The following is a 13,673-nucleotide window of genomic DNA, read 5'->3' as shown; positions in this document are numbered from 1 at the left end:
CCCTACCCGACGGCCTCGCTGATCCGCCCCGCGCGGCGGACCGGGTTGGCGGGCTGGGCTGGCAAATTAAAGCTGGCGGCCCGAACCGACGATCCGGCCTGCGGAACCTCGCGCCGCGCCCAAGTTGCGGGCCGGGCTTGCGCCTCCACATGATGGATCCGACTCGCCGGCAAGAGCGCGCCCTGCCGCGTCTTCGCTGTCCAAATACGCAAAATCCACGCCCTAACGCGCGCGTGAACGTCGGGCCTTGCGCGCCACATGGACGCACAGTAAACCGCGCCCCAAACAGTTCTTTGCCCGGGGGTCACCCTCATGCCCGTTCTCGTGATGAAATTCGGCGGCACCTCCGTCGCCACGCTCGACCGCATCCGGCGGGCCGCGAAACGCGTCGGTGTCGAGGTGGCCAAGGGCTACGACGTCATCGTCATCGTCTCGGCCATGTCCGGGGAAACCAACAAGCTTGTCGGCTACGTCGAGGAAACCTCGCCGCTCTTCGATGCCCGCGAATACGACGCCGTCGTCTCCTCGGGCGAGAACGTGACCGCCGGGCTCATGGCGCTGACCTTGCAGGAAATGGACGTGCCCGCACGCAGCTGGCAGGGCTGGCAAGTGCCGCTGGAAACCACCAGCGCCCACAGCTCGGCCCGCATCGTCAACATCCCCACCGACAACATCAACCGCAAGTTCGGCGAAGGCATGCGCGTGGCCGTGGTCGCGGGCTTCCAGGGCATCTCGCCCGAGGGCCGCATCACCACGCTGGGCCGTGGCGGCTCCGACACCACCGCCGTCGCTTTCGCCGCCGCCTTCGGCGCGGAACGCTGCGACATCTACACCGACGTGGACGGGGTCTACACCACCGACCCACGGATCTGCGACAAGGCCCGCAAGCTCGACAAGATCGCGTTTGAGGAAATGCTCGAACTCGCCTCGCTCGGGGCCAAGGTCCTGCAGACCCGCTCCGTCGAACTTGCCATGCGCTACAAGGTGAAGCTGCGGGTGCTCTCCAGCTTCGAAGAACAATCGGACGAGGCCGGCACGCTGGTCTGCGACGAGGAGGAAATCATGGAACTGAACGTTGTCTCCGGTGTCGCCCACTCGCGCGACGAAGCGAAAATGACCCTGATCTCGGTCGCCGACCGTCCGGGCATCGCCGCCGCCATCTTCTCGCCCCTCTCCGAGGCGGGCGTGAACGTGGACATGATCGTGCAGAACATCTCCGAAGATGGCCGCACCGACATGACCTTCTCCTGCCCTACCAACCAGGTTGCGCGGGCCGAACAGGCCCTCAAAGCCGCACAGGACGCGGGAAGCATCAACTTCCACGATCTCGTGGCCGACACCGATGTTTGCAAGATCTCGGTGGTGGGCATCGGCATGCGCTCCCATACCGGCGTTGCTGCCAAAATGTTCAAGGTGCTGTCGAACGAGGGCATCAACATCAAGGTCATCACCACCTCCGAGATCAAGATCTCGGTGCTTGTGGATCGCAAGTACATGGAACTTGCCGTGCAGGCCCTGCACACTGCCTTCGAGCTCGACAAGGCTGCCTGAGGCCTCCCCGGCGCGGCAGGGCTGCGCCGGTATCCATAGGCCTTTAAAGGGCAATCTTCTCAGGGTTGAGTAATGATTGCCCTTTCCCTGCTTCTTCGCGTCCCCTATAGCTGGCGTGACTGGAGAGGACATCGGCGCAATGATCGACCGGACCGAAAGCGAGAGCCGAAAGCTGCTCGTGCGGCTGCGAGACACCATGGCCGAAGAGGCCGCGGGACAGGAGCGGTTGGACAAGATCACCCATCTGACCGCCGATTCCATGGGCACAGAGGTGTGCTCGATCTACCTTTTCCGCGACGAGCAGACGCTCGAGCTATGCGCCACCGAAGGCCTCAAGCAGGAGGCCGTCCACCAGACCCGCATGAAGTTGGGCGAAGGCCTTGTGGGCCGGGTCGCGCGTACCGGAAAGATGGTCAACACCGCTGACGCACCCGCCGAGCGCGGCTTCCGCTACATGCCCGAGACCGGCGAAGAGGTATTTTCCAGCTTTCTCGGCCTGCCGATCCAGCGTCTGGGCGAAAAGCTGGGCGTGCTGGTGGTGCAGACCAAGGAACAGCGCGTCTTTACCTCGGACGAGATCTACGCCCTTGAGGTCGTGGCCATGGTACTGGCCGAGATGGCCGAGCTTGGTGTCTTCGTCGGTGATAGTGCGGCGCTCAAGGCGCGGCACACCCAGCCTTCGCTGATCCGTGGCATCACCGGCCAGGAAGGCACGGCCGAGGGCAACGTCTGGCTGCACGAGCCCCGCGTCGTGGTGACCAACCTCGTCGCAGACGATTCCGACAGCGAGCGCGAACGGTTGCAGTCCGCCATCGAACAGCTTCGGGTCAGCGTCGACGAAATGCTCGAAGGTGCCGAGGGCGAACAGCTCGAGGTACTCGAAGCCTACCGCATGTTCGCCAATTCCAAGGGCTGGCGGACCCGAATGGAAGAGGACATCGACCGCGGGCTGTCGGCAGAGGCCGCGGTGGAAAAAGAGCAGTCCACCGCCCGTGCCCGCATGGGCCAGGTGGCCGACCCCTACCTGCGCGAACGGCTCAACGATCTTGACGATCTGTCCAACCGCCTGCTTCGCATCCTCACCGGCCAGGGCCGCGAGACCGGCGCCGAGATGCCCGAACATCCCATCCTCATCGCCCGCAACATCGGCCCCGCAGAGCTGCTGGATTACGGACGTTCCCTGCGCGGCATCGTGCTTGAGGAAGGCTCGGTCGGCAGCCACGCGGCCATCGTGGCCCGGGCGCTCGCGATCCCGCTGGTGGTGCACGCGGGCCGGATCACCAACGAGGCGCTGAACGGCGATCACATCATGATCGACGGCGACCAAGGGGTGGTCCACCTGCGCCCCGACGACACCGTCGTCAGCGCCTTCCGCGACAAGATGGCGATGCAGGCACAGGCGCAGGAGCGCTATGCCTCGATCCGCAAGCGGCCGGCGGTGTCGGTCTGCGGTCGCCGCATCCACCTTTACATGAACGCGGGCCTTCTGGCGGACCTGCCCTCCCTGCCCAGCTCCGGCGCCGAGGGCGTGGGCCTCTTCCGCACCGAGCTGCAGTTCCTGATCCGCAACCAGATGCCCAAGCGGACCGAGCTGGCCGAGGTCTACAAGCGGGTGATGGACGCCGCCGGAGACACGCCGGTGATCTTCCGGACACTCGACATCGGCTCGGACAAGGTCCTGCCCTACATGAAGCCCAACGACGAGCCGAACCCCGCGCTTGGCTGGCGGGCGATCCGGGTGGGCCTCGACAAGCCCGGGGTCATGCGCATGCAGATGCAGGCCCTTCTGCGCGCCGCCGAAGGCCGTCCCCTGAACGTCATGTTCCCTTTCGTGGCGCAATACAGCGAATTCACCGCCGCCCGCACCGAGGTGGACAAGGCCCTCGCCATCGAACGCAAGCTGGGCCACGTGGTCCCCGAAAGCGTGACGATCGGCACCATGCTGGAAACCCCCAGCCTGGCTTACGCATCAAGCAAGTTCTTCGAGGACGTGGCCTTCATCTCCATCGGTGGCAACGATCTCAAGCAGTTCTTCTTTGCCGCCGACCGCGAGAACGAACGGGTGCGCCGCCGCTACGATACGCTCAATGTCAGCTTCCTGACCTTCCTCGAAGGCATCGTGCAGCGCTGCTCCGAGACCGGGACACCGCTGAGCTTTTGTGGCGAGGATGCGGGCCGCCCCATCGAAGCGGTTTGCCTTGCGGCCATCGGCATCAACCGGCTGTCCATGCGGCCCGCCTCCATCGGGCCGGTCAAGAGCCTCATCATGCGCACGGATCTCGATGCGCTTTACGACGTGATCTGCGACGCGCGCGAACGGGGCGAACAATCGGCCCGGGAATCGGTCATGGAATACCTGCGCTGGAACGGCTGAACAGCAAAGTTGTCGGCCTGAGACCGGGCGGTCCTCGGCGAGCATCGTATAGCCCCGGCGCTGCGGCCGGCCGATAGCTTGGGACATGCGTATTTGGAAAGAGAAGAAGCGCGCGAGCAGGAACAGGGGGACGACCCTGCGCATCTTCTCTTGAGAAGCACGCCCGCCGGAGGCGTCGCTACCCCGCAGCTTCGACAATGCGGTGCCACGTTAAGCACAAGTGATCGCCTCATGAGGGCTTTGCCCTAGCCCACCGCACGGCGAGCCGGCAACAGGGAAGCCCTCGATCAGGCCCTCTCGCGACGAGGCCGATACTCTAGAGACCATGCAAGGCCCATCCTCAGAGAGGCTTCGTCCGGCACTGTCATCACGCCCCTCGAACCACGCAATGCACCTGGGGCTTTGCCCCCGATAAAGTGCCCGACCGTCCGTAATCCTGCGGCGGCCGGGCTGTAGAAGTCTCGCGCCTCGCGCCTTTTTGGCGACGGACGCTACCCGTACCTTCTGCACAGGCGGTGGCCCTTCAGTGTTCCGGCATCCTCCGGACAGGCAGCCCCCAGAACCCTTTGTGAGCGCCCCCATCTGGACCTGATGGACCCTGAGGCGGTTTTGTCGCCCTCGCCTAAGGGCCTACCATCCGAGTCGGAAAGATGAGGTTAACGGCGTGCTAGGGCGTCCCGCAGTTCGGCCACGAGCGACTCCCGGTCCCGGCCCGTCTCCTGTGACAGCTTCAGAAGGCCGAACTGGACCTGCGCCATCTGCTGGTAATAGCTTGTGTAGGCGTAGTTCGTCGCCGCCCCGGCGGCCGCGCCCAGCAGCGGCACGGTTTGCGCCGCAAGCTTCTGCCCCATGACGGTCGCCAGCCGTGGCGACACTTTGGCGATAAGCCCATGCACACTCGCGCCGGTCAGGGTCACCCGCGCCGACAGGAAGCCCATGTCGGACCCGTCGTCGCTGGCCAGTGGGCCGGCCGCAGCAAAGACAGCGATGCATTCCCGCCGGATTTCGGGGTCATTGGGGTCGAACCCGTGGTCCGCCGCCACCCCCTGAATGGCGCGCAACAGCACTGTCGTGGTCACCGGCAGCTCGGCCAGCGCCGTGGGGAGGCCGCCAGCCCCGCCAGCCGCGCCCATCGCGGTCGCAAGCGCGGTGTTCAGCCAGCCTTTCTGGTCCGGCACGACCCCGCGCGAGCCGCTGGCGGCGTTCATCGCAAGCTCCAGCGCCGTGCTTGTCGCCGCTTCAAGGCGGTCCTTCACCTTTTCTGGCAGCCGTTCGAGCAGGTTCTCCGCCTGCCCGCCAATGACATTGAGAATCTGGATCCCAATGCCCCCTGCCGCGCGGTAGCGCTTGGCGAGGGCGGCGATTTCCGTGCTGGTCTGGTCGGTGGTCACGAGGTTGGTTCCGGTCATGCTGGCATCCTTGTTCTTCTTTTGAAGATCGTGCCGTCGGGCCGGAAATCAAGCGCTGCGCTCGACCTCGCCGGTGACGCCCTGCCAGGCGCAGGGCTTCAATTCGACCCCGAGGATGCGGTCGGGGTTGGTGGGGGGCGGCATCTCGACCCCTTCAAGCTTCACGAAGCCGAAGCGCTTGTAATAGGGCTCATCCCCCACCAGCAGCACCCTGCCCCATTCCAGGTCACGCGCCCGTTCCAGCGTGTCGCGGATCAGCGCCGCACCAAGCCCTTCGCCCTGCGCAATCGGGTGGACCGCAACCGGCCCAAGCAAAAGCGCCTGCCAGCGCCCGATACGGATCGGCCAGTAGCGGATCGCGCCGCCAAGAGTGCCGCCTTCATCGCGCGCCACGCGGCACAGCTCGGGCACCGGAGCCACTCCGTCCCTCAGCCGGTACGATGACAACAGCGTCCGTCCCGGTGCGAAACACAGATCGTACAGCGTTTCGACCTCCCACCAATCCCCGGGCTTTTCCTGGCTCAGTGTGAACAGCGGTCTGTCTCCCTGTTGAATGATCCGTGCAAAGAGCGGCCCTGCGGCCTATGACGGGACATATATTCAGTTTTTTCCAAGAGGACAGCCATGTTCTACCGCCCCGAAGATGGTCACGGACTGCCACATAACCCGTTCAACGCCATCGTCACGCCCCGGCCCATAGGCTGGATTTCCACGCGTGGCACGCTTGGCGACAACCTCGCGCCCTACAGCTTCTTCAACGCAGTCGCCTATGTGCCCCCGCAGGTGATGTTCGCCTCGACCTCGGCCAAGCCTGACCGCGACGGCACCAAGGACAGCGTCGCCCAATTGCGGGAAAGCGGCGTCTTCTGCGTCAATATCGTGGAATACGCAGCGCGGGACGCGATGAACGCGACCTCCGGCCCGTGGAAGGCTGGCGAAGACGAGTTCGCCATGGCCGGTATCGACAAGGCCGAGTGCGAGACCATCGACTGCCCGCGCGTGGCCTCGGCGCCGGCGTCTCTGGAATGCAGGGTGACGCAGATCGTGCCTCTCGAAGGCGAGGCGAATTTCGCGGTGTTCGGAGAGGTCACCGGCATCCACATGCGCGACGATTGCCTGTCCGAGGGGCGCTTCGACGTGACCCGCTTCGAGCCGCTGAGCCGCCTGGGCTACCGCGATTACGCGGTGATCCGGGAGGTGTTCGCCCTCAAGCGCCCGGGCGAATGAACCACTTGAACAAGACAAGGTAGAAGGGGCGGCCCGCGCCGCCCCTTTTGCATTCAGTGTCCGCCGAGGATGCCGGTCCGGACATTGTAGTCCGCGGCAAGCGCGTAGTCGGGGTCATCGTCGCTGTCCACCACGAGGTGGCCGGCCTTGGTCAGCAGCTTGTGGCAGTCGCGCGACAAATGGCGCAGCTGGAGGGTTTTGCCCGCCGCTTCGTACTTGCCCGCAATCGCCTCGATCGCCTGCAGCGCCGACTGGTCCACCACACGGCTGCCGGCGAAATCGACGACGACGAGATCGGGGTCGGTCTCGGGATCGAAGAGCTCGGCGAAACCGTCGGTCGAGCCGAAGAACAGCGGCCCCTGCACCTTGTAGATCTTGGCGCCGGCAGCGGTCACCTCGGTCTCGGCATGAATGCGGCGGGCGTTGTTCCACGCATAGGCCAGCGCCGAGACGATGACCCCCACGACCACGGCAACCGCGAGGTCCTCATAGACGGTCACCACGGTTACCAGAATGATGACGAAGGCGTCGATCAACGGCACCTTGGCGAGGATGCGCAGCGAATTCCACGCAAAGGTCCCGATCACCACCATGAACATCACCCCCACCAGCGCGGCGAGCGGGATAAGCTCGATCAGGGGGGCGGCAAAGAGGATGAAGCTCAGCAGGAACAGTGCGGCGACGATGCCAGCGATCCGGGTGCGTCCACCAGAGTTCACGTTGATCATCGACTGGCCGATCATCGCACAGCCGCCCATGCCGCCGAAGAAGCCGGTGACAAGGTTGGCCGCGCCTTGCGCCATGCACTCCTGGCTCGCACCGCCCCGCTGGCCGGTCATCTCGCCCACGAGGTTGAGGGTCAGCAGCGATTCAATGAGCCCGATGGCGGCAAGGATCACTGCGTAGGGCAGGATGATCTGCAGCGTCTCCCAGTTGAGCGGCACGGCGGGGATGTGGAAGGCCGGCAAGCCGCCCTCGATCGAGGCCATGTCGCCGACGCGCGGAGTGTCGAGACCGAAGACGATCACCAGCACGGCGGTCACCGCAATGCCGGCAAGCGGTGCGGGGATCAGCTTGGTGAAGCGCGGCAGCAGCCAGATCACCGCCATGGTCAGCACCACGAGGCCCAGCATCAGCGCCAGCGGAAGGCCCGACAGCCATTCACCGCCGCCTGCCCCATGGCCCGACGGATCGGCGGTGCCCGGCACCTTGAACTGGGTCAGCTGCGCCATGAAGATCACGATGGCCAGCCCGTTGACGAACCCAAGCATCACCGGATGCGGCACCAGCCGGATGAACTTGCCCCAGTGCATCGCCCCGGCGATGAGCTGGAGAATGCCCATGAGCACGACGGTGGCAAAGAGATATTCCACCCCGTGCTGCGCCACCAGCGCTACCATGACCACCGCAAGCGCGCCGGTCGCCCCCGAGATCATGCCAGGCCGACCGCCGAAGATCGCGGTGATAAGCCCGACCATGAAGGCCGCGTAAAGACCGACCAGCGGGTGCACCCCGGCGACGAAGGCAAAGGCCACCGCTTCGGGGACAAGCGCGAGGGCGACGGTCAGCCCCGACAGCACATCGGTGCGGAATTGTCCCGGGCTCAGCGCGGTGGTCGGAGCCACCCGCAGATCGGGCTTGGTGATGCCATTGGCAAATCTTGCCAGCAATGCCTTTGCCATGTGCGCGTCCTGTCTTTTCAGTGAATTCGTTGCGGCGCTGATACGGCAATGCAGCAAAAAAGACCAGTCGTTCACATCTTGGGCAGTTGCTGGCGGTGCGCCGAACTTTTCTGTCCACCCTCAATGGGATGCAGATTGCCGCTCTCCGGTAGCGACGTCTTACGGACGCGTGGCCTGCTCACGGCACTCCGTCCCGGTCCCAAGCGCAGATCCGTCACGCTGGCTATGCAAACCGATTCCACCAAGGCCAAAGCGGTTGATCATGATTATATTCTCGCCATTCTCCTGCAAGGCACAGCAGGGGGTGAACGCATGGACAAGATGAAACTGGCCGTGATCGGAGGGTCGGGGCTCTACGAGCTCGAGGCACTCGAGGACAGGCGATGGGTGTCGGTCGACACGCCCTGGGGCGCGCCCTCGGACGAGATCCTGACTGGCACGCTGGGTGGGGTAGAGATGGCCTTCCTGCCGCGCCACGGCCGGGGCCATGTGCATTCGCCGAGCGAAGTGCCCTACCGCGCCAACATCGACGCACTGAAGCGACTGGGGGTGACGGACGTAATCTCGGTGTCGGCCTGCGGGTCGTTCCGCGAAGAGATGGCACCGGGGGATTTCGTCATCGTCGACCAGTTCATCGACCACACCTTCGCCCGCGATAAAAGTTTCTTCGGTACTGGCTGCGTGGCGCATGTGTCGGTGGCGCACCCCACCTGTCCAAGGCTCGGCGATGCCTGCCACGCCGCCGCCCGCGAGGCCGGGGTGCGCGTGCACCGGGGCGGCACCTATCTTGCGATGGAGGGGCCGCAGTTCTCGACCATGGCGGAATCTCGGATGTACCGCGAGGCTTGGGGCGCCGATGTCATCGGCATGACCAACATGCCCGAGGCCAAGCTCGCCCGCGAGGCCGAGCTCTGCTATGCCTCTGTCGCGATGGTCACCGATTTCGACAGCTGGCACCCGGATCACGGCGCGGTCGAGATCAGCGATATCATCCGCGTCATGTCTGGCAACGGAGACAAGGCGCGACGGATGATCGGCCGCCTGCCCTTCTTGCTTGGCACGCAGCGTGATCGCTGCCCCCACAACTGTGACCGCGCGCTGGAGCATGCCATCATGACCGCCCCCGACAGGCGTGATCCCACGCTTCTGGCCCGACTTGACGCCGTGGCCGGGCGCGTGCTCTGACCATTTCAGCGACAGGAAAGACCGCGACATGAGCAAGCCCAAAGAGGTGCGGGATTATATCCGCTCCATCCCCGACTTCCCGCACGAAGGCATCATCTTCCGCGATGTCACGACGCTGTTCTCCGACCCGCGTGGCCTGCGGATGGCGGTGGACCAGCTGCTACAGCCCTATGCAGGGCTGCGGGTGGACAAGGTGGTGGGGCTCGAGGCGCGCGGCTTCATCCTGGGCGGTGCGGTGGCGCACCAGCTGTCCGTGGGCTTCGTGCCGATCCGTAAGAAGGGCAAGCTGCCGGGTGCGGTGATCTCGGAACGCTATACGCTGGAATACGGAGAGGCAGAGGTCGAACTGCACGATGACGCCATCACCGCCGGGGAACGCGTCCTGCTTGTTGACGACCTTCTTGCCACTGGCGGCACCGCCGAAGCGGGCATCAAACTCGTTGAGCGGCTGGGCGGAGAGATTGCAGGCTGTGCCTTTGTGGTGGACCTGCCAGAGCTGGGAGGGCGCAAGCGGCTCGAGGAACTAGGGATGGACGTTCACGCGCTCTGTGCCTTCGACGGGCTCTGACATCCAAACGTGGCGCTTGATCCGACGCTCAGGATTCTCGCGTATTTGAGTAGAGAAAAACAAAGAGCTGCGGTGACCTCCAAGCGGAGTACTTGGGCGAGGTTGGACGCAACATTTTGATGACCGGCACCACGGCACTTCGCCGCTTGCCGACGGGGCCCGATGACGACCCAAGGCGAAGCCCCGCAGCGATGCGAGCGGAGCACCCAGCGCCCGAGTGCTCCCGCCCCTTCTTCTCTTCAGAAAAATACGCCGGGGAGCGCGCGGGGCTGGCCCCTCGCTGCCGTTCGCAGGTCACCCGCGCCAGGTCTCGGCACGGGCAGAGAAAACGTCAGGCGGCGTTCGCCTTGGTCGCCTTGCGCGGGGTGTCCGCGTTGGCGTCGATGAAGTCGAGCACCAGCGGGCGGATGTTGTTGCGCCAGCTCTTGCCCGCGAAGATGCCGTAATGGCCTGCCCCGGGCTCGAGGTGGCTGGCCTTCTTCGAATCCGGCAGGCCGGTGCAGAGTTCGAGAGCCGCAACGCATTGCCCCGGCGCGGAGATGTCGTCCTTCGCGCCCTCTACGGTTTTCACGGCCACATCTGTGATCCGCCCGATATCCACGCGGCTGCCATCCACGACGAAGGTGTTCTTGGCCACTTCGCAGTTCTTGAAGATCCGCTCCACCGTCGAGAGGTAGAATTCCGCCGGCATGTCCATCACCGCGAGATATTCGTCGTAAAAGCGGTTGTGGGCATCGTGGTCCCGCGCCTCGCCACGGCTTACGCGAAGGATCTGCTCGTTGAAGGCTTTTGAGTGGCGTTCGGCGTTCATCGCCATGAACGAGGTCAGCTGCAGCAGCCCCGGGTAGACGAGCCGCCCGACACCCTTGTAGTTGAAACCGACCCGCTGAATCATGGCTTCCTCGAGCTGGCCCATGGTCACGCGGTTGCCGAAATCGGTCACCTCGGTCGGCGATGCATCCGGGTTGATCGGCCCGCCGATCAGCGTCAGCGTGCGCGGCTGTGCGTCGGGCTCGCGCTCTGCGAGGTAGGCGGTGGCCGCAAGCGTCAGAGGCGCAGGCTGGCAGACCGCGATCACGTTGGTATCGGGACCAAGAGCGCGCATGAAATCAACGAGGTAAAGGGTATAATCCTCGACGTCGAACTTGCCGGCGGACACCGGGATGTCGCGGGCGTTCTTCCAGTCCGTGACGTAGACCTCCGCATCCGGGATGAGCGAGATCACCGTCGAGCGGAGGAGCGTCGCGTAGTGGCCCGACATGGGCGCGACCAGCAGGACCTTGCGCCTTTTTTCCTCGCGTTCGGTCACGTTGAAATGGATGAGATTGCCGAAATCCTTCTCCATCATCGTCTCGATCTGGACGAGATGGTCCTTGCCGTCGTTGCAGGTGATGGACCGGATGCCCCAGCTGGGCTTGACGGTCATGCGTTCGAAGCTGCGCTCGGCCACTTCGCCCCAGGCTCCCATCCAGGTCAGCATGGGGTTCGGCAGCGCAGCCATCGCCGGGTACGAAGCCATTGCCTTGGCCGTTGCGCCCATCCACTGGTTGGTGTTGCGGAGGGATTCCATCAGATCGTAGGTCGCCATGTAGCGCATGTGCGTCTTCTCCTGTGTCCCGGCCAGCCGGAACGTCCGGCGGTCGCAGTCTGCCGGACCGTACCGCCCGCCGCCCTCCCCTGCGCGCGCTGTAGGCCAGTTGTCAAACCAATTCGCTGCCTTGAGTTGCATGGCAGCGTCGTTATCCTGCTTTGGTAGGAAGATAGGGGGGATTCGGCACCATGACAACAAATGCGGACATCGTGGGTTCGGAACACCGCAAGTTCGAAGAGAATCTCGAGAAGATCGAAACGCTCTCTCGACGGCTGGTGGATGTTCTTGCCCACCGAAAGCCTATCAATTCCGCCCTGAACGGTCCCGACCCCATACTTTATGCCGAAGCAGCACAGGCATACTGGCAGGAATGGATTAACAATCCCGCAAAGGTCTTCGAACAGCAGGTCGAGCACTGGGGCAAGTCGCTCGGACATTTCATGGAAGCGCAGCAGGCCCTCGCCAGCGGCAGGCTGACACCGCCAGAAGACACCGGCCCCAGCGACAAGCGTTTCCGCAACCCGCTCTGGGACAGCCACCCCTATTTCAACTTCATCAAGCAGCAGTACCTGATCAACGCCGGCGCGATCCGCGCCTCAGTCGATGAGATCGACGGGATGGACCCACTGGAAAAGCGCCGCCTGCGCTTTTTCGCCCAGCAGATCACCGACCTGATGGCGCCCACCAATTTCTTCGCCACCAACCCCGACGCCCTGCAGAAGGCCGTCGAGACCGAGGGCGACAGCCTCGTGAAGGGGCTCGAGAACCTCGTCGCGGATCTTGAGGCCAACCATGGCGAGCTGGTGGTGCGGCTGGTGGACGAGGAAGCTTTCGAGGTTGGCCGCAACATCGCAACCGCCAAGGGCAAGGTCGTCTACCGCAACCGGATGATGGAGCTGATCCAGTACAGCCCCACCACCGACAAGGTGCACGAGACGCCGTTGGTGATCTTTCCGCCCTGGATCAACAAGTTCTACATCCTCGATCTCAAGAAGCAGAATAGCCTGATCCAGTACCTCGTGGACGAGGGCTACACGATCTTCATGGTGTCCTGGGTCAACGCCGACGAAAGCTACCGCGACGTTGGGCTCGAGGATTACATCGAGGAGGGCTACCTCACCGCCATGCGCATCGTCCGCGAGACCTGCGGTGTGGAGCGGCTGAACGTGGTGGGCTACTGCATCGCGGGCACCACTCTGGCGCTGACCCTGTCGCTGCTTAAGAAACGCGGCGACAAGCAGGTGAAGTCCGCCACCTTCTTCACCGCGCTCACGGATTTCAGTGACCAGGGTGAATTCGTGCCCTTCCTGCAGAATGATTTCGTAGACGGGATCGAGGCCGAGATCGCCGAAACCGGCATCCTCAAAAGCTTCATCATGTCGCGCACCTTTTCCTACCTGCGCTCGACCGACCTGATCTACACGCCCGCAATCCGATCCTACATGATGGGCGAGACGCCCCCGGCCTTCGATCTGCTTTACTGGAACGGCGACGGCGCCAACCTGCCCGGCAAGATGACCATGCAGTACCTGCGCCAACTGTGCCAGAACAACGAGTTTTCCGAAGGGCGGTTCGAGCTGATGGGCGAGACGCTGGACCTCGCGGACGTGGACGTGCCCCTTATCTCGATCACCGCCGAGACCGATCATATCGCCGCGTGGAAGGACTGCTACCGCGGGGTGCAGAAGATGGGCTCGCGGTCGAAGACCTTCGTGCTGTCGGAATCCGGCCATATTGCCGGCATCGTAAACCCACCCAGCAAAAAGAAATATGGCCACTACCTCAACCCTGATCTCAGCCTGCCCGTCGAGCAATGGCAGAGCGATGGCGACTTCCACCAAGGATCGTGGTGGCCGTTCTGGACTGGCTGGCTGCACAAGCGATCCGGGAAAAAGATAGACGCCAGACAACCCGGCGATTCGGATCTTGAGCCGCTTTGTGATGCGCCCGGAACCTACGTTCTGGTCAAGGCCAACCAGTAAACGTCCTGAATTGCTTGCTTTTGCTGCACCGCAGAAATTTCCCTTGAAATGCTGCGGTGCAGCATTCATATTGATCTCAGCCGATCAATTCGGGGGGTGGGCCC

10 protein-coding genes are annotated in these 13,673 nt (G+C 63.9%); 6 read left to right on the top strand and 4 right to left on the bottom strand.

What is annotated here, in order from left to right:
* Positions 1–312: 312 nt before the first annotated feature.
* A complete protein-coding gene (locus IEX41_RS10655) occupies positions 313–1,551 on the top strand; it encodes an aspartate kinase (protein WP_188790237.1) in 1,239 nt (412 codons plus the stop codon).
* Between the two features lie 139 nt (positions 1,552–1,690).
* Positions 1,691–3,925, top strand: a complete 2,235-nt coding sequence (gene ptsP, locus IEX41_RS10650; RefSeq protein ID WP_188790236.1) for a phosphoenolpyruvate--protein phosphotransferase — start codon at positions 1,691–1,693, stop codon at positions 3,923–3,925.
* A 656-nt stretch (positions 3,926–4,581) separates the two neighbouring features.
* On the opposite strand, the gene IEX41_RS10645 is transcribed toward ptsP, so the two are convergent.
* Complete coding sequence (locus IEX41_RS10645) at positions 4,582–5,334, bottom strand: EcsC family protein (protein WP_188790235.1); 753 nt, start codon at positions 5,332–5,334, stop codon at positions 4,582–4,584.
* 48 nt (positions 5,335–5,382) lie between these two features.
* Entirely contained in the window at positions 5,383–5,868 is a 486-nt protein-coding gene (locus IEX41_RS10640) for a GNAT family N-acetyltransferase (protein WP_188790509.1), read from the bottom strand.
* Positions 5,869–5,958: 90 nt separating this feature from the next.
* Here IEX41_RS10640 and IEX41_RS10635 point away from each other — a divergent pair, with 90 nt between their 5' ends.
* Positions 5,959–6,561, top strand: coding sequence for a flavin reductase family protein (locus IEX41_RS10635; protein WP_188790234.1), 603 nt, complete (start codon positions 5,959–5,961; stop codon positions 6,559–6,561).
* A 53-nt stretch (positions 6,562–6,614) separates the two neighbouring features.
* Here the strand turns inward: IEX41_RS10635 and IEX41_RS10630 are convergent, their stop codons facing one another.
* Positions 6,615–8,243, bottom strand: a complete 1,629-nt coding sequence (locus tag IEX41_RS10630) for a SulP family inorganic anion transporter (protein WP_188790233.1) — start codon at positions 8,241–8,243, stop codon at positions 6,615–6,617.
* A 312-nt stretch (positions 8,244–8,555) separates the two neighbouring features.
* On the opposite strand from IEX41_RS10630, the gene IEX41_RS10625 reads away from it, so the two are divergent.
* Both IEX41_RS10625 and IEX41_RS10620 read left to right on the top strand, forming a co-directional pair.
* Positions 8,556–9,428 carry an S-methyl-5'-thioadenosine phosphorylase gene (locus IEX41_RS10625; protein WP_188790232.1) on the top strand — a complete coding sequence of 291 codons (873 nt, stop codon included), beginning with the start codon at positions 8,556–8,558 and terminating at the stop codon, positions 9,426–9,428.
* 28 nt (positions 9,429–9,456) lie between these two features.
* Positions 9,457–9,996: an adenine phosphoribosyltransferase gene (locus tag IEX41_RS10620; RefSeq protein WP_188790231.1), complete on the top strand. Its 540-nt coding sequence runs from the start codon at positions 9,457–9,459 to the stop codon at positions 9,994–9,996.
* A 331-nt stretch (positions 9,997–10,327) separates the two neighbouring features.
* Here IEX41_RS10620 and phaZ read toward each other — a convergent pair whose 3' ends face one another.
* On the bottom strand, positions 10,328–11,593 hold the full coding sequence (gene phaZ, locus IEX41_RS10615) for a polyhydroxyalkanoate depolymerase (RefSeq protein WP_188790230.1): 1,266 nt from the start codon (positions 11,591–11,593) through the stop codon (positions 10,328–10,330).
* Between the two features lie 182 nt (positions 11,594–11,775).
* On the opposite strand from phaZ, the gene IEX41_RS10610 reads away from it, so the two are divergent.
* Positions 11,776–13,569 (top strand): PHA/PHB synthase family protein, encoded by a 1,794-nt coding sequence (locus IEX41_RS10610; RefSeq protein ID WP_188790229.1) that lies wholly within the window; start codon positions 11,776–11,778, stop codon positions 13,567–13,569.
* The last annotated feature ends 104 nt before the right edge of the window (positions 13,570–13,673 follow it).

Source organism: Salipiger pallidus (assembly GCF_014643635.1).
Taxonomy (GTDB): Bacteria; Pseudomonadota; Alphaproteobacteria; order Rhodobacterales; family Rhodobacteraceae; genus Salipiger; species Salipiger pallidus.
Note: the sequence above shows the minus strand (reverse complement) of the source record. Positions and strands in the feature narration are given on the sequence as shown.

Bases quoted from the DNA above. Each gene is read 5' to 3' on its own strand.
- IEX41_RS10655 (WP_188790237.1), top strand. From the start codon at position 313: ATGCCCGTTCTCGTGATGAAATTCGGCGGCACCTCCGTCGCCACGCTC.
- ptsP (WP_188790236.1), top strand. From the start codon at position 1,691: ATGATCGACCGGACCGAAAGCGAGAGCCGAAAGCTGCTCGTGCGGCTG.
- IEX41_RS10645 (WP_188790235.1), bottom strand. From the start codon at position 5,334: ATGACCGGAACCAACCTCGTGACCACCGACCAGACCAGCACGGAAATC.
- IEX41_RS10635 (WP_188790234.1), top strand. From the start codon at position 5,959: ATGTTCTACCGCCCCGAAGATGGTCACGGACTGCCACATAACCCGTTC.
- IEX41_RS10630 (WP_188790233.1), bottom strand. From the start codon at position 8,243: ATGGCAAAGGCATTGCTGGCAAGATTTGCCAATGGCATCACCAAGCCC.
- IEX41_RS10625 (WP_188790232.1), top strand. From the start codon at position 8,556: ATGGACAAGATGAAACTGGCCGTGATCGGAGGGTCGGGGCTCTACGAG.
- IEX41_RS10620 (WP_188790231.1), top strand. From the start codon at position 9,457: ATGAGCAAGCCCAAAGAGGTGCGGGATTATATCCGCTCCATCCCCGAC.
- phaZ (WP_188790230.1), bottom strand. From the start codon at position 11,593: ATGCGCTACATGGCGACCTACGATCTGATGGAATCCCTCCGCAACACC.
- IEX41_RS10610 (WP_188790229.1), top strand. From the start codon at position 11,776: ATGACAACAAATGCGGACATCGTGGGTTCGGAACACCGCAAGTTCGAA.